Here is a 20,256-nt window from a genome sequence, read left to right as displayed (position 1 = left end):
TCCAAGGAGGTGATACTTTTGAAAAGAAAAGGTAGATTTATTTCTTCTGTTGTTATGGCAACCATTACAGCAGTATCGGTTGGTTCTTTTGCTTTTACAGAAAGTACATATGCGTCTTCAATAACCCCGTCACCATCAGGCATTTCATCTATTAATCTGCAGGGAATGGACCTGGAATCCGCACTTATGGCTGTTCAGCAGCAGCGTTCCGCGCTAATTGAGTCACAGCTGCAAGCCCAGTTGGAAGCAGTACAGAGTCGTAATGCAGCGATTGCGGAACTGAATGGGAAGCTTGCTCAAGCCATTGAAGGTGGGGATTTCGAGCTGGCGCAGTCTCTCAAAAATCAAATTGACGCTCTCTCCAGCTCCCAACAGATGGACATGCTGCGTCTGCAATCCTTGTCCAACAAGCGTAATGAGGCGTTTGACGTGATGACAAACTTTATCAAAAAAATGCAGGATTCCAGATCATCGATCATCGGCAACATGCGTTAATCTACACTTTTTATCTGATCCATTGTGGTCAATGGAAGGTCATGAGGTATAACAAAAAAGCGAAGTTCTCGACGCAGCGTCGGTAACTTCGCTTTTTCTGCTTTCTTATCCATTAGCCTATATAGCAACTTCCGGCCCTTAACCAGACCAGTCGCGGCGGCGAGTAAAGAGATCCTTCAGCTCGTCTGTTGACAATTCGGTAATCCAGTTCTCGGAGCTGGTGATGATATTGTCGCTAAGCTGCTGCTTGCTCTCCAACATCTCGTCTATACGCTCTTCCAGCGTGCCGAGGGAAATAAACTTGTGCACCTGGACATCCTTTGTCTGTCCCATGCGGTATGCCCGGTCGGTGGCCTGGTTTTCCACGGCGGGGTTCCACCAACGGTCAAAGTGAAATACATGATTCGCAGCGGTCAGATTCAGACCCACGCCGCCTGCCTTGATGGAAAGGATGAAGACGGATGGCTGTTCATGCGCAGGCAGTGTACGGGACTGGAACTGGTCGATCATGCGGTCCCGTGCCGTCTTGGATGTGCCACCATGCAGATATAATACAGGCTCCTGCAGTTCCTGCTGGAGAACCTGCTGCAGCATCTGACCCATACCGATGTACTGGGTGAAAATAAGGCATCGCTCGCCCTCTTCACGCAGCTCACGGACAAGCTCCATCAGCCGTTCCAGCTTCGCGGAGCGGCTGATCAGCATCGCCATGTCCTGTGGACTATACAGGTCATACTCCGTATTGGAGCCGTCCGAAGACAACGTCTCCGGCAGAGCTTCCTTCGTCAGGAGCAGCGGATGATCACACAGCTGCTTGAGCTGGGTTAACGCGGATAGAATCGCACCTTTGCGCTTAATGCCTTCCAGCTCTTTCATTTTATCCATTAGTGCCTGCACGGATTGATCGTATAAGGCACTCTGCTCGCCGGTAAGATGAATGTAGGTTTTCATCTCGTTTTTGTCCGGCAGGTCGAGCTGGATATTCGGATCCTTTTTCTTGCGGCGAAGCATAAATGGTTTGACCAGCTGCTGCAGATCCAGCATGCGCTGCTCATCCTTGTCTTTCTCAATCGCGGTGATAAACCGGGTTTGGAAAGCGCGTGCGCTGCCAAGGTATCCCGGATTAATGAAGTCGTAGATGGACCATAGCTCGGCCAGCCGGTTTTCAATTGGTGTACCTGTCAATGCGATACGGTGTTTAGCGGGGAAACTGCGTACCGCCAAGGACTGCTTGGTTTGCGCATTTTTAATGTTCTGTGCCTCGTCCAGACAGATGGAAGCCCAGGTGTATGACTGTAACATCTCTTGGTCCAGGGTAGCGGTAGCATACGACGTAATGATGATATCCACTTGCTCGGTCTGTTCCCTGAAGGCTTCTCCGCTAAGCCTGCGTGCACCGTAGTGCAGACTGACGTTAATCGAAGGTGCAAAACGGCTGATTTCCTTCTGCCAGTTGCCCAGTACCGAAGTGGGGCAGACGAGAAGGGCGGGAGCATCCCCGGGTAACCGCTGCTGATTCTCTTTGAGATGCAGCAAATACGTAATAAACTGAATGGTCTTACCAAGCCCCATATCGTCCGCAAGGCATGCTCCAAGGCCGAATTTGCGCAAGAATCCAAGCCATGCAAATCCTTCTTTTTGATAGGAGCGAAGTTCTGCATGCAGTCCAGTCGGAACGGGAAGGGAGGGAGCCCCGCCTTGTCCGCCGCCAAGCTGTGCAATGATCCGGTTCAGGTGTTCATTCAGCTCGACCTCCAGACGAATGTTCTCATTAGCCTGAGGCTGCTGCTCCTCCTCGGTTTGCTGTCCTTCCTTCCATTTCTGATGACGATATTCACGCTGCTCATTTTGCAGCAGATGCAGGTGCAGAATGTCTTGAAACGACAGCCCCTGTTCCCGGTCGACACCGCCCATGGCACGGCGAATCTGCTCCAGTAGGGCAGGGTCGAGTGGTACCCACTCTCCGCGGAATCGTACCAGCCGCTCGTTGCGGGCAACGAGGTCGGCGAATTCCTCTTCACTGAGATCGGTATCTCCAATCGCAATGCGCCAGTCAAAATGAATGATGGAGTCCAGTCCGAAGAAGGACTGTCCGCGTTCACTGCCTTCCTCTGGCTTCACCTTGGCACGAAGTTTGGGTTTCTTCTTGCGGGCTGCTTCCCACCATCCCGGAAGCAGTACCTGCCAGCCTGATTCCAGCAGTCTGCCGCTGTCTATGGTAAGGAACTGCCATGCTTCCTGATCACTGAGCGGATCGCTGAGCACATCACGGCTCCCACTGATGGAACGGCTGATTCGTGGCAAATGTGCACGCAGCTGCTCCAGCCACCCGGCAGAACGGTCAAGGATAAATGCTGTCCACACCTCCGGCCATTCACCTTCAAGTCTTCCGCGGGAATCAAGCCGAACGGGAACTAATGAAGCAGCATCCAGCTTATCCTGCAAAACTACACGCAGCCGCCATGCGGGTTCATCGTCATCCGGCTCCAGTAATTGCAGAAGCGGGCGGAACGGGGCAGCGTCTGCTTTCCATCCAATGGAGACAAGCCAGGCCTGGGCATCCATTCCTGCTGTCCTTGGTGGTGTTCCCCCTTGAGGGAATAGCTGAGGGAACTCGCGCCGAAGATCAGTTGCAGCTTCCTCGGTGTTATACCACCGCTGGAATACAGTAGCTGAATAGGCCGCGTTAAGTCCTTCGGCGTAGCTCTCGTCTGTCTCGTCAAGTGCTTTGCTCAGCGCAGATCGATCCTGTGGCTTCATGCTATCCGGATCCCAGCTCCATTGCAGCTGACCTGTACGATAAGCAGCGAAGCTGGGGACATATTTTCGGTTTTCAATGGTTGCAGCAAGTGTAGGAGCAAGCCTGATCAGATGAGCAGCCTGCTCGTCCCATTTCCATTCAATGTGCAGCAGCGTGTGCATCTCTGCGAAGAACGGGATGACCTCTTCCGCAGGCAGTACCACCAGATCGATATCTTCAATCTGTCTCGTCTCCAGCTCGGTTCCGTAGAAGGAAGGAGCATGCCAGGCAAATAGTCGCTGCTTAAGCGACTGCCCCGATACAAAATGATGAGTATTAAGGGCTCCATAAAATAAGGCATCACCGTATCCGGTTAATGCGACGTGGACTTCAATCGTTTCGGTATAGGGATGTATAAGGCTCATGAGATCAACTTACCTTTCCGAAGTTCTTCCTGCAGCGCACGCAGTCTGCTATTCCGCACAGCCAGTGCGGTGATGAAATCTTCCCAGCGTTCCTCTTGCTTCAGTTTTTTGTAGATTTTGGACAGCCGCTTCAACAGCTTGACTGCTGCCTTGTAACCGTCTCTGTTCTTGTGACCGATGTAACGTTCCACGGCCTGGTGGTAGAACGGGAGCAGGAGTTCCGGTGCATCTTTTTCAATCGGCTGCAGTACCGCCACGCGAAATTCAAGCGGTTCTGTCTCCGTACTCAACTGAAAATCAATCCAGCGCCGCCACTGTCCGCGGCTATGCATGGCTTCTTCGTAAGCCGGACGGGAGTGAGGGAGCATGCTGACCAGGGTATCCCACATTTGATTTTCCATCTCGGGAAGATGTTTGATCGTCATGTCCCACAGCTGCATATAATCCTGCAGAGGTTCGTTCCGGCGATTGGCCAGCAGTGGTCCAAGCTGTGCAAGCCATGCACCGAGCCGTTTCCAATCTGATTCATCCGCGAGCACATGCAGGAAATGCAGCAGATGTTCTGCCGGGATGCCGTACGCCGTACTCCCGCTCGTCAACCGTTGCCAGGCTTGCTCGTCCTGATGCAAGTGGAAGTATATCCAGCTTTGCGCGAGTACAAGTGGCAAGGGCGCCGATTTTCCAGGCTTACCGGACTGGCTGCTGCCTACCAGATTGGCTATACCTAGCACACGACCTCCGCTATTGCTTGGTGTGTTCACGGCAGCTTCTTTCAACTGATCTTCGATTTCCTGTAAAATGTTCAGCTCCGATACGAGCAAATGATTATTTTGTAAGTGAGGAACGATCCAATTTAGCCAAACCTGCCGATAGATCGGCGTGAACAGCATCAGTGTGGACGTCTCGGACATCATTTGTGTGCGGAGGTACGATATGGTTTCTTCAAGCCGCTTCCACAGCTGCTTAAGCTTATTATCCGAAAGCTCGGCGAATTGAAGGGGGCGGCTTAGTACCTGATCCATGCCTTTCTGTAGTGCATCTACAGCAAGTTGTGCCGGGTAACTTAGATAGACAGGTGTATGGCTGATAGGATGGCGAGAAGGGATGCAGTATCTCATCAGGTACAGATGTACATGGAATTCAAATAGCTGATCCATCCCGGCGGATAATTTGGGCTTAATCGCATACAGTTCATCGGCAGCTTCTTGCACATATGCTGTACTTGGCGTGCCTGTACCTAATCGGGCCAAGCTATTTTCAAACAGTTCATGCCACTCCGTGATTTCCAGGCCTGCAAGCTCTAGTGCCCGTTCCCTGATCTGACTGTACTGTTGATGAGGGATATCTGTATCTTGCTCGGATACTGCATCGGAGTGAAATGCAGACTTGGAAGCTGCGGGCTTCGGTGCCTGTTTCAAAGCAGTGCTGGAATGAGCATTAACGATGGCATGCACGGGCCTTTCCAGCAGCTCGGCATAGCTCATCATAACGGCAATGATATGTTTACAGCGCGAACCCACCGGGCAGGTACAGTAGCTGGTGGGCAGAGACTGGACGCTTAAGGTGACATTATACTCTTCAGAGCCCTGCACGTCGGCTGTCATTCCGTGATGTTCCGTAAAGGTTAATGATCCAACGCGTTTCTGTTTATAATATTGGAATCCGCGCATAATCGTCAGATTATTAAAGTGCTCGGCAACCTCTCGAATCAATTGCTGCCACTGTGCATCATCCAGATTCATGTCAATCGGTATGTTCATCATTCCATCTCCTGGGCAATCATAGGTTTAACGATCCATACGCCTTGACGTATGGTGTGGATTTTCTGTATCCATCATATCAGTTATGGGTGTCCACGTGCATGGATTGAGAGAACTTGTAGTAGACTTTTTGATCATTATAAATGGAAACAGCAGGGGTGGATTTACACACCTGCATGCGTTATTGCTCCATATTGTGTATGCTTAGCGTATGTATTCCTTTCAGGAACGATACAGGCCTTGAAGTGGTCAATTTTAATCAACAGGAGAGAGCATATATGAAAATACTTACGTTAAATACACACGCCTGGGCGGAAGAAGACCAGTTGAACAAGATCAGCCAGCTGGCTGACTTTATTAATACACATCAGTTTGATGTAATCTCCATGCAGGAGGTCAATCAATCCATAGAAGAGTCGGCATTGTCTGCAGAACACTTGCAGCATTTTATCTCAACCGATCCGGATGCCGTGATCAAAAAAGACAATTACGCTCATGTCCTGCTGACGCAACTGACCGATACCTATTACTGGACATGGGTTCCCACGCATATCGGATTCAGCAAATACGATGAGGGTCTGGCGATCCTGAGCCGTACGCCGATTACAGCTTCTTTTGAAGAATATGTATCTCACATGCGCGATTATAGCAACTACCGGACACGCAAAATTGTGGGTATACAGACAGCCGTTGAAGGTGAGACCACGTGGTTTGTGAACGGACACTATAACTGGTGGGATGATGAACAGGAACCATTCAAGGGACAGTGGGAATTAACGGAGAGCAAACTTGCTCCATATCTGAATCATCCGCTGTTTATTATGGGAGATTTCAATAATGTTGCGGAAGTGCGCGGGGAAGGCTACGATCACATCATCAGCCAAGGCTGGAATGACCTTTACACCACTGCCGAACAAAAAGATGATGGAGCAACGGTAGTCAAAGCCATTGCCGGATGGGCTGACAACAAACGCGATCTTCGGATTGATTACATCTTCTCCAAACATCCGGTGCAGGCGAAGTCATCTACTGTCGTGCTTAACGGCAAGAACGGCCCGGTTGTATCTGACCACTACGGGGTGGCTGTGGAAATTTAGCGAATGATTCTGGTTATCCTGTAGCAAAAATGAAAAGCCTCCGCTGGATTCCTGCACAAGGAAATCAGTCGGGGGCTTCTTTTATTGAATGCATATGTACATATTATTGCGTTTGTCTATTTGTCCGTTCTATTATCTTGCTATTTCTACTCCAAGGCCAGCATCTCGGTCACGAATTTTTTCAGATTCGCACTGGTTTCGCTGAGCTGCTCGATACTTTGCATAAATTCACTGACCAACTGCGCCTGATCCACGGTTGCGGATGTAATCTGCCCAATCTCCAGCTCCATATGCTTCATTGAATCTTGAACGCTGCCTAGTGAAGTTTCGATATCTGAGGCTGCTTGTTTGGTGTGATCCGATAGCTTGCGAACTTCACTGGCAACAACACCGAACCCACTTCCCAGATCGCCGACGCGAGCGGCTTCGATCATGGCGTTCAGGCCAAGCAAATTGGTTTGTTCAGAAACTTCGCGGATTACATTGGTTACCTTAGTCACACTGACTGAATTCTCTGCAGCTTGTTTGGAGTTGCGCAAGATCTCTTCCGAGGTCGCGGATAGTTCCTCCGAATGGGCTGCAATCTGCTGAATGCCACCAAGCAGGGCGTTAATGGTTGCTTCATTTTCACTGATTAGCTTCTCAAGGGTGATATGGTTATCCAGCGCGTAATTTACGCCCAATATGCCAACAACCTGATCGTTCTCTTTAATCGGAATGAGTATGGCGTCAAAAGGTCTGCCTTGCAGATCGCCTGGCATTCTTGCCACGGTACGGGAATCCCGGTTCGTCAGCATTTTGAAATCCTTATAGTCTTCGTGCAGCTCGTCTCCTACTTTGACACCAATCTCCAGCCCGTTGGCCTCGGCAAAATATAGCACTTTCTCATGATCATTAATGGATATGGAAACATCGTCACGAAACATCTGTCTTACAAAAGGCATAGCATTTACCAAAGATTCAAGGATACTCAAGGCTCATCTTTCCTTTCCCATACAAAAAGTGGAATTTCCATTCTAATACCTTTATCGGCAGGCCATTCCCATTTTTAAACCGATTCTCTGATTTTGTCGATATAAGACGAATTGTTCAGAATTGGTTCAGAGCTTCCTTATATAATGTGCAGGACGCGCTATGCCTATATTTATTGATTGAAGTTGAATTCCATCTGTAGTATCCACACCTGGATGACACTTGTATATTTTGGATTGGGGGAGCTTTTCTTGAAAAGACATCATTTTATCTGTTCGCTGCTTGCAGCTTCGTTGTTAACAACACCTTTGTGGAACACACAGGCCAATGGGGCAGCTGTATTTACGGATATTGAAGGATCATACGCCAAGGACGCGATTGTAAGGCTGCAAAATGAAGGGATCATTACCGGAATCAGCGATGGTCGCTTCAATCCGGCCGGTCAAATCAAAAGACAGGATTTTGCCATGATCTTGGCCAAAGCATTGAAACTGGATATATCTAATGTACCTTCCAGTCCGACTTTTTCGGATGTGCCTGCCAATAGCTATGCTTACGCTTCAATTGAAGCTGTGTATCAAGCAGGATTATTGAACGGCTTGGGTAACGGGAAATTCGGCAGTGGTCAGACGTTATCGAGACAGGATATGGTGGTTACCCTGATGAGAGCGATGGGGACGGACGTAACGGGCAAAGCCGCTTCATTAACGTTCAAGGATAGCAGCAGCATATCGGATTACGCCAAGGATGCAGTCGGCGCTGCCCAGGAAGCCGGCTTCATTGTGGGCGACAGAAATAACAAATTCAATCCAGTGCTACAGGCAGATCGTCAGGCGGTAGCGCTGACCGCTTCCCGTTTTCTGCAGGCAATAGAGGAAAAGCTAACTACCCAACCTGAACCAACGCCAGTACCGGAAACTGAGCCGGAATCAGAACCAGCACCTTCTCCAACTCCATCGACAACCACGAACAGTGGGGGTTCATCGTCAGGTGGCAGTAGCGGCGGAGGCACCATCCCCTCGGTACCTTCTGACATAACGGCACCATCAGTGAATGTGAACCAGATTTTCTTTAACGATAACTACAGCGGAACACAAGATCAGCTTTGGGGAGAGGCAGGAGCAGTAAGCGAAGCGGGAGCCATCATTAAGGCATATCCTTGGAAAGATCTCAACGAGGATGGAAAAGTGGACAGTAACGAGCTGAACTCAGCCATTGTGCTTGGCGAGAGCTTGAGTGATGGATCATTCGCAGCGGGAGATATTGGGGATTATCCAGCGGGAAAATATCGGTTTATTATGACTGCTACGGATAAGGCAGGCAACGAAACTGCCCGGGACGTGGCGAGTTTGTTAAAGATCAAGCTGGTCCATAATGAGCAGCCGGTACTGGACGTTGAGGCTCCCATGGTGGACGTTAGCAAATTTAAAGTTATTGATAACTACAATGATACGTTTGACCAAATTGAGGGTGATCCAGGTGCCGTCGGAGAAGAGAATGCCATTGTGGCTTTCTACAAATGGACTGATTTGAATGGTAACAATATCGTGGACGAGGAAGAGCTTGCTAGTCCTCTTCTGCTTGGCCCTAGCCAGGCTGACGGTTCACTGCCCCCGACCATTTTGCTTAACCTTCCTCCAGGAGATTATAGATTTGTGATTACTGCCAAGGATCAAGCTGGTAACGAGTCACCTAGAGATACTGCACATGTGTTTACATTTACGCTTGTCAAAGGCGAGGCTCCAGTAGATATTCCTACTGCTGCATCAAGCCATTTTGGGTTTGATGGGAAAGAAGATAAAACGAAATATCTCCAAACAGAATATCAGAATCTTCCTTTTACCTTGGATTATAGTCTTGGGGAAGAGTTTGTAGATGGTACGATTGAATATTCAACCGATGCATTTAAGTTTAGTGTGGATGATTCCTATGTTATAAATGGCGTTCCTTACAGCATCGATGACAGCCAGATCAGTAATGATGGCCATACGCTTAAACTCGACAAATTAAATTCAGGAACAGGCACCATTGTCACTTTGAAATTGGGAAACAAAATGAATGACGTAAGAAAACAGTATGATATGTTTATTCGTGTGGATGCGGATGGGAACGGACTGGCCAAATCTGAATATGCAGAAGATAGACTAATCATTAACTTTACCATTTTCGGATAATATGCATTTGACCGGCCACAACCTTGTGGTCCGGTTTTTTTGTTTGGGGAAAAGTAGGGGACTCATTTCTATAATATGAAAGCGCAATCAAATTTCTGTAGCCAACCAACAAACCTGTCAGTTATACTGGGGATATTATTCGGCTGTTTTGCAATAAGCATGAGTCGTAAGCTAACGATTCAATTGCTGTGGTACAAGAGATTTTCTCACGAAGGTTAAGCGCTATACTTGAATTGTACGCTTGGACAATTACGTTTGAAGAGAGTGTGTTCATTCCATCTGGAGAGGACTGTGGCAATCCATGACAACGTATTTTGATAAACCGCAGAGTATGTATTACCGTTTTGGAGAGGATCAGGATCAGATATTGAAGGTGCTGGCTGAGAGGTATATCGGTGCCAATGCGCAAGCTGACTTTGTATATCGGGTGTTCCAGAAGTCGGGTATTCTGCAGAATGAGAAGGGGTTATATGATTTCAATCTGAGTGAACGATTCACGGATACCCACAAAGGACAAGTAGCCTATGCCGCAGCCCTGGTATGGGGAGATGAGACTCGAAACCTGGATGTGCTCATTCGCTGCTACGGACCTGTTCGTTTCTATTTTAATGATCAGCTAGTGTATCGCTCAACGGTAATGGACGAGATTAATCCGGACGCCACGGTAAAATTGGGGATCGACATCAAGCCCGGCTGGAATACGTTATTGCTTGAAATGAAATATACCCCTGCCGGTTTTGGATGCCAGTTTGGTTCGGATGAAGGGAAAGTGCGCATTTTGAATGTGCTTGCGCCTTTTCAGGAACGTCAGGGACAAGCTGGATGGATCTACACGAAGCCTATTGATCAGGAAGAAGCTGCCCGCGCATTCAGTATTTCATCCCCATCCGGAAGTATTGAACCTAATTGGAACCTGTTTGGACGGGAACAGGATGATATATTCGAGTGGTTTCCGAATAGGGAGTGGTCCATTGAACAGCAGGCCAGACCGACATTGGAGCGATTATATGGACATGTTCCCGGACAGCGGGCCTACGCTTGGACACGAATAAACAATAGGGACTCGGTGGGAAGCCTTATAAGTTTATCCGGCCATTCTTCCGGACCGCTAACGATATGGGCAAATGGCAAGCCAGCTGTACAGTTACAGGAAGCAGGATCATTCGAGTCTGAAATACAGGCATCTTATGGTCAGAACGATCTATTAGTATGCAGCGAATGCAGCGCGATTACCGGGCCATGGAGTTTCACTTTGAACGCAGTCGTGAACGGGAAGCAGCTTGAATTGGAACTGCCCAAACATGTGCATGGAGCTTCAGGGGAGAAGTGGATGTATGTTGGTCCTTTCCAAGCTGGAATGGAGCCGGAAGTGCAAGATTTATTGCGGACAGACCGTGTGTACAGGATCAATGCTTCACCGGGCAGCAATGAAGACGATAACCAAAACAAGCATGGGGAGCATACGTATTGGCAGCTGGATCAGCCAGATGCATGGATTCGCCCGTATTATGAAAATGCAATGCTTAGCAATAAGTGGACGGTTGGCAGTGTGACCAATTACGGCCGCTGGGATTATCCGCTGGGTGTAACTGTTTATGGACTACTGCAAACGGGGCGTTATCTGGATCGACCCGATATCATTCGTTATGCAACAGAGCATGTGCAGGCATGCACCCGAATGTATGATTACTCGCTATGGGATCGGGAACAGTACGGCTTCCCGGCGGTTAACCAGCAGCTGGTCATGATGAAAATGCTGGATAACTGCGGCTCTTTTGGTTCAGCCATGCTTGAGGCGTACTCGGAATGTAATGAACCGACGTTTCTACCGATTGCCGAGCGTATTGCTGATTTCATGCTTTTCCGGTTGGAGCGGCAGGAAGACGGTGCGTTTTACCGCGAGTGCATTGGGGAATTTGCTGAGAATACCATGTGGGCAGATGATCTCTACATGAGTACCCCGTTTCTGGTTCGGTATGCTCGCCTGACAGGGGAGCAATCAGCGCTGGACGAGGCAGCCAGACAATTTATACTTTATCGCAAATATCTGTTTATGCCTGAGTTCAAAATGATGTCTCATGTATATGATTTCAAATATGAACAAGCAACTCATATTCCGTGGGGGCGTGGGAACGGATGGACACTGTTTTCCCTGACCGAAGTATTGGAGGCTTTGCCTGTAGAGCACCCTGATCGCCCGGCATTAATCCAGTTCTTTAATGAATTGTGTGATGGTTATGCAGCTTTGCAGGGAGAGGGAGGGTTATGGCATCAGGTGCTGAATGATGCAAACACGTACCAGGAAGCTTCCTGTACGGCCATGTTCGCATATGGGTTTGCACGGGGTGTTCGATTCGGTTGGTTGGAGCAGCCGGAGCGTTATATTGAAGCTTCAGAGCGGGCCTGGAGCGGATTGACCCGGACAGCTATCGACCGCCAAGGCAATGTACACGGGGTATGCAGTGGATCCAGGTATGCTTTCACGGCGGAATATTACGATAAGGACCTGCTGACTGTAACGAATGATAACCATGGTATTGGCATTATGATGCTGGCAGGTACCGAAGTGGCGAAAATGAAAGAGCACTTGGCTAGGCAGACCACAACACCTGCAACAGTGACGCAACCCTCAATGTGAGAGAAAATGAGGTCTCCCATGGAGATGATGCATTCGTGACATGACAAACCGCCGGAGGATTTACTCCGGTGGTTTTTACTCCCTAACCCCTTACTTTTTTGACAGGAAAGCTTACTTTTGTTTATGTCATGAGCGGTAATACGCCGTTACAATAGTTTTGTAAGCGATTCCATAATAAAAGGGGAGAAAATTCATTCATGTTGATCACTAAAAAATGGGTAACCCTGTTCTGCATGTCCCTGTTGTTATTGGCTACAGCCTGTTCCGGAGCATCTTCCGGGTCTACTGCTTCATCTGGTGAGGAAAGTGAGGAAGCTGCCTCGGGCAGCATTCAGCTGCGCATGACCTGGTGGGGATCACAGACTCGCCATGATCTGACGACCAAAGTGATCAAATTGTTTGAAGAGAAACACCCCGGTATTACGATCAAACCGGAATACTCCGGATGGGACGGATATTTTGATAAGCTGACCACGCAGGTAGCCGGTTCGAATGCACCGGATATTGTACAGATGGATTACGCTTTTCTTACCGACTTTGCCCGGCGTGGTGCACTTCTCGACCTGACCCCATACAGCGAGAGTAAAGAGCTCCGTACAGATGACCATGACGCGAGCATGCTCAAAGCCGGATCGATTGATGATAAATTATACGCAATTACGTTAGGCGTAAATGCACCCGGAGTCATTTACGACGCGACTCTGTTTAAGGAACTTGGAATCGAAGAGCCTCAGGAGAGCTGGACATGGAAGGACTTTAGCGATATTGCAGCCAAGATTGCTGCAGAAAAGGGTGAAGGTTTCTACGGATCAGCGGATGTATCGGGAACGACCAACATGTTTGAGGTGTTTATTCGTCAAACAGGCAAGGGACTATTCGAAGGTGGGACGATGGCGGCAACCCATGAGGAGCTTCAGCAGTGGTTTGACATGTGGGGAGCCCTTCGCGAGAATGGGGGCGTTACCCCTGCCGAAGTGACGGCGTCCACAACCAACGCATTGGAGACACGTCCGATCTCGCTGGGTACGGCCGCGATGGATTTTGCGTGGTCCAACCAATTATTAACGTTCCAGCAGGTGAACAAAAACCAGGATCACAAGCTTGGCATACAAGTGCTCCCACATGGCGAGAACGAAAAACAAATCGGTGAATATCTGAAAGCAGGCCAGTTCCTGTCGGGTTACGCCAAAACCAAACATCCGAAGGAAGTGGCCATGTTCATTGACTTCATGGTGAACGATCCGGAGGCAACCGCCATTCTCGGCTCCGAGCGGGGAGTACCCGTCAACTCCAGCATTCGTGAGAAAATGCAACCTACGCTGCCTGAAGCGGAGCAAGCTATCTTCAAGTTTATCGACGTCGTATCAAAAAACTCCAGTGAAATTGATCCGCCTTACCCGCAGGGATTTTCCGAAGTGGATACCAGCTTCAAGAGTGCAAGTGAGCAGATCGCCTTTGGTCAAGGCAGCACATCGGATGTGATTGCCCAATTCATTGAAGGCGCCAAGGCGACACTTGCATCGAGTCAATAGAGCCTTGAACAGATCCGGACTTCAAATTCCGCGGGGAGGTTGCGAAGATGAGTACAACACAGATCGGTCAAGCCCGAACCGAGCGTATGGCAGCCCGGCGGGTGAAACGGAGGTATGCCCATAGTGGAGCAGCACTTCTGTTTCTGGCCCCATGGCTGGTTGGGTTATTGTTTCTGACCCTAGGCCCAATGTTGGTTTCATTATACATTTCGTTTACAGACTACAGTATCCTGGCCGCCCCTTCCTGGGTCGGTCTGGGTAACTACACGACCATGTTTACATCGGATAAGCTGTTTATCCAGTCGCTGAAGGTGACCTTTACGTATGTTGCTGTGTCCGTTCCAATTAAATTGATCTTTGCCTTGCTTGTCGCGATGCTGCTTAACAAAGGAATTCGCGGGCTGGGTATTTACCGGACCGTATATTACATCCCCACCTTGCTTGGAGGCAGTGTGGCCATCGCCATGTTATGGCGCAAAATGCTGGGTGGCGACGGCCTGCTCAATGGCGTGCTTGCCATGGTGGGTATCAAGGCACCGGATTGGGTGGCTAATCCGAAATATGCGCTGTATTCCATCGTGCTGTTATCCGTATGGCAGTTCGGATCATCCATGATTATTTTCCTGGCAGGCCTGAAGCAAATTCCACCTGAATATGACGAAGCTTCTGCGGTAGACGGTGCTGGTCCGCTCCGGCGTTTCTTCAATATAACGCTGCCGATATTATCGCCGGTTATCTTTTTCAATCTGGTCATGCAGCTGATCACCTCCTTTCAATCGTTCACGCAAGCCTTCGTCATCAGCAATGGCAGCGGGGGTCCTGTAAATTCAACATTGATGTATTCCCTATATCTCTATAAGAAGGGATTCTCCTTCTTTCAGATGGGTTATGCATCGGCGATGGCCTGGGTGCTGGTAATCCTGATCGGCGTGTTTACATTGCTGGTATTCCGCAGCAGCAAGCTGTGGGTCCATTATGAGGATGGTGGGAAATCATGATTGGACAACGGAATTCTGCTGTTTGGGTCATGGCGAAACATATTTTGATTTCAGGAATTGCCCTCGTCATGCTGTATCCAGTGCTCTGGATGCTTGGCAGTTCGTTCAAGCCGGGACATATGATCTTCACGGAGACGTGGTTCTGGCCGCAGGAATGGAACTTTCAAAATTACATGAACGGCTGGACCGGAATCCAGGGTAACCCGTTCTCCCGTTTCCTGACCAACTCCATTGTCCTGTCACTGGGTGCGGTGCTGGGCAATGTGGTCTCTTGCTCAATGGCGGCGTACGCCTTTGCCAGACTCGATTTTCGTTTCAAGGCAATCTGCTTCGGCCTGATGTTAATGACGATCATGCTGCCGCATCATGTGACGCTGATTCCGCAGTATATCCTGTTCAACCATTTGGAATGGGTGAATACGTACCTGCCTCTGGTGGTGCCCAAATGGCTCGCCACGGATGCCTTCTTTATTTTCTTGATGGTTCAATTCTTCCGCGGTCTTCCCAAAGAGCTGGATGAGGCGGCAACCATTGATGGCTGTGGACCCGTACGCATTTACACGAAGGTCATTATCCCGCTGGCCTTTCCGGCGCTGGTGACCACGATGATCTTTACCTTTTTGTGGACGTGGGATGATTTTTTCAGTCAACTGATCTATCTGAGTGATGTCAGCAAATACACGGTGCCGCTAGGGCTGCGCTTATTCCTTGATTCCAGCTCCCAATCGGATTGGGGTCCGATGTTTGCCATGTCGGTGTTATCGCTCGTGCCTTGTTTCATCGTATTTATGGTCTGCCAAAAGTACTTCGTGGAAGGGATCGCGACCTCCGGGCTCAAAGGGTAATTTTCAAACGAAATGAGTTGGTTTCATGGGGAAACGAAGATTATCCCTGTTTATCAATCACAAACTGCAGCAAAGCAAGCTCACCACGCTGATGGTGACTTGCTTTATTGCGTTTAACCTGCTGCTTGTATCGGGCATCGTCTGGCTGGCATATCAGTCATTCTCTACCGTAACCTTTACCGAGATTAGCAAAGCACGGCTGGCACTCCTTAACGAGAGCACCCGGCGCGGCTTTGATTTCATTACTGGAGTGACAGGAACCGCCTATTCGCTGGCGAGCAACAGAGAGCTCTCAGGTTTGCTGGAGACAGCAGGAACAGGGAGGCTTACACAGATTCACCAAAGACGGGAGTTAGCCAAAATACTGGACCATACGCTTGTTGTCAGTGAAGGCATCACTTCCGTGGAGTTGTATACGGATGCGTTCAATGGGGTTAACGTCACGATGGCTGACCGGATCTTTCCAGTAGATACGATTGCAGGTGACGCATGGTTCGCAGCTCTGGAACATGCAGATGCAGCCTGGGTACCTCTGCGGGAAAATGAATCAGGACATTCCCTGGTTGGTTATGCCCAGCGGATCTTCGACAGTCGTGGCAGTACGGCGGCCTATGTCCTCATCCGTTTGAGTCGTGCCGATATTGTACGCCGATTTGCGGACATGCCCATGGTATTGGATGGACAGGTGCTGCTCGTGGACACGGCGGGGAACGTCATTATGCAGATGGGTGATGCCGATCCGGTAAGGGCTTACGACCAACGTTCCAGTGGTCATGAAGATGCAGTTGTCGCTAATTCGCTCCTGCCAGTGGATACAGCCGCTCGGGGAACGCTACCGGTCGTGGACAGTGAATGGATTCAAGAGCATGCCCGGCAGAATGAAGATGGATTCGAGGTAGTATCTGGCGATGGTGGCGGTGCGCAGCTCGTGCTGTATTCCAAGCCCGCGACACTTCAGTGGCGTTTGGTACAGACGATTCCTGTACATACACTACTATCTCCCGTCAGGTATGCCGGATGGCAGGTGCTCGGTATTGCTTTGGTCGGACTGGTATGTTCAGCCGTATTCGCGTATTTGTTTGTCCGGCGCATTATCCGGCCCCTTCGTCAGCTGATTAAGCGAATGAGACAGCTTGAGAAGGGTGACTTTGAAACCAGGGTACAGCTCTCGTTTACCCAGGAGTATGCTCATCTGGCTTATGGCTTCAATCATATGGCTTCCAGACTGACGGAATTGATGAACCAGGTGAAGGAGGAGAGCCGCGCCAAGCGAGAGGCCCAGACAAGTCTGCTGGAGGCACAGATCAAACCTCACTTTCTCTACAATACACTGGATATGATCCACTGGCGTGCGCTTGATTATGAAGCCAAAGACATTAGCCGCATGATTGTTCAGCTCAGCAAACTTTTACGCATTGGCCTTAGTGGAGGCAAAATGTTCATTAAAATTCGTGATGAGCTGGAGCATGCCCGTTGTTATGTCAGCATCCAGGCCGAAAGATTGCCTTTCTCCATTCAATATGCAGAACAGATCGATCCGCGTGTCCGGAGCTGTTACATCCCCAAAATTATTTTGCAGCCTTTTATTGAAAATGCCGTCATACATGCAAATCCCAAAGATAAGACACTTCAAATCCGTGTGGAAATAGGGGAAGAGACTAAGGACCCATCCAGGGTCGTTATTAAGATTATAGATAATGGTCAAGGTTTACCAGAAGAGTGGGGACTGGAAAGTTCATCAGGTATCGGTGTAAGAAATGTACATCAGCGCATTCAGTTATATTGTGGCAAGGGATATGGCGTTCATTTACGTACAGGTAGCTCGGGTGGTGTGCAAGTAACGATCTCACTACCGCGTATTGAGACAAAAGAGCAGTTAAATCTCTGGCTGGACGGTGAAAACATATGAAAACCATCATGCTTGTAGATGACGATCCACATATGATTAAGGCTTTAACCGAACATATTGAGTGGCCTTCTCTGGGTCTAAGAATTGCAGGCACAGCTTCCAACGGTGTAGATGCGCTTGAACAATTCGAGCGGCTGCGCCCTGATCTGGTCATGACCGATGTTTACATGCCAGGGATGACAGGGTTGGAGGTAACACAGGCACTTCGCCGCAATTATCCTCATCTGCCGATTATTATTTTAAGTGGATACGACGAATTCGAGAATGCTCGGGCCGCCATGCGGTGGGGAGTGAATCATTTTCTGCTGAAACCGGCAGAGGTGGAAGAGATTGAATCTGTGCTGCGTGAAGTTCTGTTGGAACAGGAGGTGCGAGAGCGGCATGAGCGGCTGGAGCGGACATACAAGCAGGAGATCGGGAAGGTAGTTCCCTACTTGCGCAAACAGTTTTTGCACGAACTCCTGACCACACGTTATCAGGCCAATGAGCTGCCTAGCGAACGTATGAATTACGTGGGCATTCCCTTGTCTGCGCAGGTAAGCGCAATAAGTCTGCAGCTGAATCGCCCCGGATTTCTGACAAAGATGAAAGAGCGTGACTGGCAGCTACTCCGCTACGGGGCGGCTGATATTATTCAGGAAACGATCAAGGAACAATCGGTGCGCTTGCCGAACAGTCAGGTAGAGATCCTGGATTATTCAGATCAGGTTTTTGTGCTGCTTCTTTTTGGCGGAGAAGAGCTGCTTCATGAGATGTACTCCCTTGTGGAAAGGATGATTGACCAAGTATTTACGTATCTCAAAATGGAGATGAGCGTTGGGATTGGAACATCCAAAAATCATCTGTGCGGGGTAATGGACTCTTATTTGGAGAGCAGAGAAGCACTTGAGATGGCGGAATTTCAGGGAGGAAGCCGAATCTATTTATATAACTCTATCCAAAGAGTAGAAACGAGTGTACATGATTATTCTATGCTGCTACAGCAATGGAACGAGTCATGGGCAGACATGAAGATTGATTTGGCAGAAGAGGCATGGCTTTTAATCCGCCAGCTGTTTAAGGTTGGCAAGTGTACTGGCCTTCAGGATGTACAGGTGGTAGCCGTAAGTCTTTTTAATACCTTAATTCACAGTTGGAATAGACAATATCCCCTGTTACGCCCGCCAATGGCCATGAGCGAGTTTCTCAGGGATATTCAAACCAAATATTCATTGCAGGATCTGCTATGCTGGATGGATGCATTTATTGGAGAATGGATCGAACAGACACGGAAAGAGATGACAGAGAAAAAGAGCAATAAACTTGTCGATCAAGTGAAACAGTATGTGGAGCAGCATTATGCTGAAGAAATCAGTTTTGAGGCTATAGCGAAGGGGCTTTTTGTACATCCCAAATATCTGAGCCAGCTATTCAAGAGGGTAACCGGGGAAAATTTCGTGGGTTATCTAAACGGATATCGAATTCAAAAGGCGATAGAGCTGCTGCAATCTGGTCAATACATGGTCTACGAGGTTAGTGAGATGACGGGATTCCGAAACGCGACGTATTTTAGTCAGGTATTCAAAATGCTTACGGGCAAAAGTCCATCCGAATTCGGATAGGAGATAGAGGGAAGGGTAGATATGAAGATTCATACACAGGAGTTTATCATAAAAGGAATGGCTTTCTCGATTAGATCGGCAGAAGAGAGGGATGCAGAGTCGTTATCTTCGCTTCGTGTACAGATCGATGGAGAAACGGAGAACATGGACCGGGAGCAGGGCGAAGCTTATATCGATGCAGCGGGGTTCAGGAATATTATCCGTTTGGACACAGAGAAAGATCGAAACTTGTTTCTTGTGGCTACTGTGCAGGATGAGATTGTTGGGTACGCCAGATGTGAGGGGTCTGACCTGAAGCGGTTTTCCCATAGAGTTGAGTTTGGTGTGTGTGTTGCTCGAAATTACTGGGGCTATGGCATCGGGAATAAACTGCTGGAATCGTCACTCGATTGGGCTGACAGGAGCGGTGTTGAGAAAGTGACGCTGACTGTATTAGAAACCAATGGTAAAGCAATAGAGCTATATCATAGAATGGGTTTTGAAATTGAAGGTGTGTTGAAAAAGGACCGCAGACATGCGAACGGGGAGTACTACGATACGATTGTGATGGGTAGATTCGGAAACAAGTAGGGAGGATCGGCAGTGGTTGGGCCACCTAATCAGATATCTAACCATCGGCTTCTACTATTAATAGAAGATATATAACGTAGTAGGTGATTTGTAGTAGATCATATAAGTTGTATCAAAGGATTCAGAATGCTTTCAACAGCGAATCCAGAAATGCTTCCGGAAAAGAAACTAATGAGTCTTACCTCTACTGTAACAATACATGTCTACCTAATGAATAGATTAGGATAGATGTTGACTTCTGTCTGATAAGTATAGATATAGTATGTACACTGATGACTGCAGGAATATGGTCAAAGTATCTGTATAAATCTATTCTTTCTTCGATATTAGTATTTGGGATATTTTACATGTAGTAATTACTCTTTCGGCATGGTATATTCTAATTCCGGCCAAGAAAACACGAGAAACACGGTGCGGTAAGCTAGCTTAACAAGCTTCGAAAGAAGCTTCAAAAAAAGTGCTTGCCAAATTGGTTCGGACATGATAAGATATAAAAGTTG

General features: G+C 48.6%; 13 protein-coding genes. 10 read left to right on the top strand and 3 right to left on the bottom strand.

From position 1 onward, the window contains the following. Positions 1 to 18 precede the first annotated feature (18 nt). Positions 19 to 495, top strand: a complete 477-nt coding sequence (locus tag PIL01S_RS26140; RefSeq protein ID WP_127540491.1) for a hypothetical protein — start codon at positions 19 to 21, stop codon at positions 493 to 495. Between the two features lie 138 nt (positions 496 to 633). Here the strand turns inward: PIL01S_RS26140 and PIL01S_RS26135 are convergent, their stop codons facing one another. Beyond that, complete coding sequence (locus PIL01S_RS26135) at positions 634 to 3,660, bottom strand: DEAD/DEAH box helicase (RefSeq protein ID WP_371860008.1); 3,027 nt, start codon at positions 3,658 to 3,660, stop codon at positions 634 to 636. Beyond that, positions 3,657 to 5,420: an SWIM zinc finger family protein gene (locus PIL01S_RS26130; RefSeq protein ID WP_164764351.1), complete on the bottom strand. Its 1,764-nt coding sequence runs from the start codon at positions 5,418 to 5,420 to the stop codon at positions 3,657 to 3,659. Before PIL01S_RS26130 ends, PIL01S_RS26135 begins: the two co-directional genes overlap by 4 nt. A gap of 278 nt (positions 5,421 to 5,698) precedes the next feature. Between PIL01S_RS26130 and PIL01S_RS26125 the strand changes: the two genes are divergently transcribed. Next, complete coding sequence (locus PIL01S_RS26125; protein ID WP_127540486.1) at positions 5,699 to 6,517, top strand: endonuclease/exonuclease/phosphatase family protein; 819 nt, start codon at positions 5,699 to 5,701, stop codon at positions 6,515 to 6,517. Between the two features lie 146 nt (positions 6,518 to 6,663). Here PIL01S_RS26125 and PIL01S_RS26120 read toward each other — a convergent pair whose 3' ends face one another. After that, entirely contained in the window at positions 6,664 to 7,491 is an 828-nt protein-coding gene (locus tag PIL01S_RS26120) for a methyl-accepting chemotaxis protein (RefSeq protein ID WP_127540484.1), read from the bottom strand. Positions 7,492 to 7,740: 249 nt separating this feature from the next. Here PIL01S_RS26120 and PIL01S_RS26115 point away from each other — a divergent pair, with 249 nt between their 5' ends. The 8 genes from PIL01S_RS26115 to PIL01S_RS26080 all read left to right on the top strand — a co-directional run bounded on the left by PIL01S_RS26115 (position 7,741) and on the right by PIL01S_RS26080 (position 19,756). Next, entirely contained in the window at positions 7,741 to 9,663 is a 1,923-nt protein-coding gene (locus tag PIL01S_RS26115) for an S-layer homology domain-containing protein (RefSeq protein ID WP_164764350.1), read from the top strand. Positions 9,664 to 9,964: 301 nt separating this feature from the next. Then, complete coding sequence (locus tag PIL01S_RS26110) at positions 9,965 to 12,301, top strand: glycoside hydrolase family 88/105 protein (protein ID WP_127540480.1); 2,337 nt, start codon at positions 9,965 to 9,967, stop codon at positions 12,299 to 12,301. 197 nt (positions 12,302 to 12,498) lie between these two features. After that, on the top strand, positions 12,499 to 13,833 hold the full coding sequence (locus PIL01S_RS26105) for an ABC transporter substrate-binding protein (RefSeq protein ID WP_127540478.1): 1,335 nt from the start codon (positions 12,499 to 12,501) through the stop codon (positions 13,831 to 13,833). A gap of 86 nt (positions 13,834 to 13,919) precedes the next feature. Further along, on the top strand, positions 13,920 to 14,831 hold the full coding sequence (locus PIL01S_RS26100; protein WP_164764357.1) for a carbohydrate ABC transporter permease: 912 nt from the start codon (positions 13,920 to 13,922) through the stop codon (positions 14,829 to 14,831). Further along, positions 14,828 to 15,676, top strand: coding sequence for a carbohydrate ABC transporter permease (locus PIL01S_RS26095; RefSeq protein ID WP_127540474.1), 849 nt, complete (start codon positions 14,828 to 14,830; stop codon positions 15,674 to 15,676). Before PIL01S_RS26100 ends, PIL01S_RS26095 begins: the two co-directional genes overlap by 4 nt. 25 nt (positions 15,677 to 15,701) lie before the next feature. Next, on the top strand, positions 15,702 to 17,585 hold the full coding sequence (locus PIL01S_RS26090; RefSeq protein ID WP_127540472.1) for a cache domain-containing sensor histidine kinase: 1,884 nt from the start codon (positions 15,702 to 15,704) through the stop codon (positions 17,583 to 17,585). Beyond that, positions 17,582 to 19,186, top strand: coding sequence for a response regulator (locus tag PIL01S_RS26085; RefSeq protein ID WP_127540469.1), 1,605 nt, complete (start codon positions 17,582 to 17,584; stop codon positions 19,184 to 19,186). The genes PIL01S_RS26090 and PIL01S_RS26085 overlap by 4 nt, the downstream gene beginning before the upstream one ends. Positions 19,187 to 19,207: 21 nt before the next feature. Beyond that, positions 19,208 to 19,756, top strand: coding sequence for a GNAT family N-acetyltransferase (locus PIL01S_RS26080; protein ID WP_127540467.1), 549 nt, complete (start codon positions 19,208 to 19,210; stop codon positions 19,754 to 19,756). Positions 19,757 to 20,256: the final 500 nt, after the last annotated feature.

Source organism: Paenibacillus illinoisensis NBRC 15959, assembly GCF_004000925.1.
Taxonomy (GTDB): Bacteria; Bacillota; Bacilli; order Paenibacillales; family Paenibacillaceae; genus Paenibacillus; species Paenibacillus illinoisensis.
Note: the sequence above shows the minus strand (reverse complement) of the source record. Positions and strands in the feature narration are given on the sequence as shown.

Coding starts and splice junctions, on each gene's coding strand:
- PIL01S_RS26125 (WP_127540486.1), top strand. CDS start 5,699: ATGAAAATACTTACGTTAAATACACACGCCTGGGCGGAAGAAGACCAG.
- PIL01S_RS26095 (WP_127540474.1), top strand. CDS start 14,828: ATGATTGGACAACGGAATTCTGCTGTTTGGGTCATGGCGAAACATATT.
- PIL01S_RS26090 (WP_127540472.1), top strand. CDS start 15,702: ATGGGGAAACGAAGATTATCCCTGTTTATCAATCACAAACTGCAGCAA.
- PIL01S_RS26135 (WP_371860008.1), bottom strand. CDS start 3,660: ATGAGCCTTATACATCCCTATACCGAAACGATTGAAGTCCACGTCGCA.
- PIL01S_RS26085 (WP_127540469.1), top strand. CDS start 17,582: ATGAAAACCATCATGCTTGTAGATGACGATCCACATATGATTAAGGCT.
- PIL01S_RS26100 (WP_164764357.1), top strand. CDS start 13,920: ATGGCAGCCCGGCGGGTGAAACGGAGGTATGCCCATAGTGGAGCAGCA.
- PIL01S_RS26080 (WP_127540467.1), top strand. CDS start 19,208: ATGAAGATTCATACACAGGAGTTTATCATAAAAGGAATGGCTTTCTCG.
- PIL01S_RS26130 (WP_164764351.1), bottom strand. CDS start 5,420: ATGAACATACCGATTGACATGAATCTGGATGATGCACAGTGGCAGCAA.
- PIL01S_RS26110 (WP_127540480.1), top strand. CDS start 9,965: ATGACAACGTATTTTGATAAACCGCAGAGTATGTATTACCGTTTTGGA.
- PIL01S_RS26105 (WP_127540478.1), top strand. CDS start 12,499: ATGTTGATCACTAAAAAATGGGTAACCCTGTTCTGCATGTCCCTGTTG.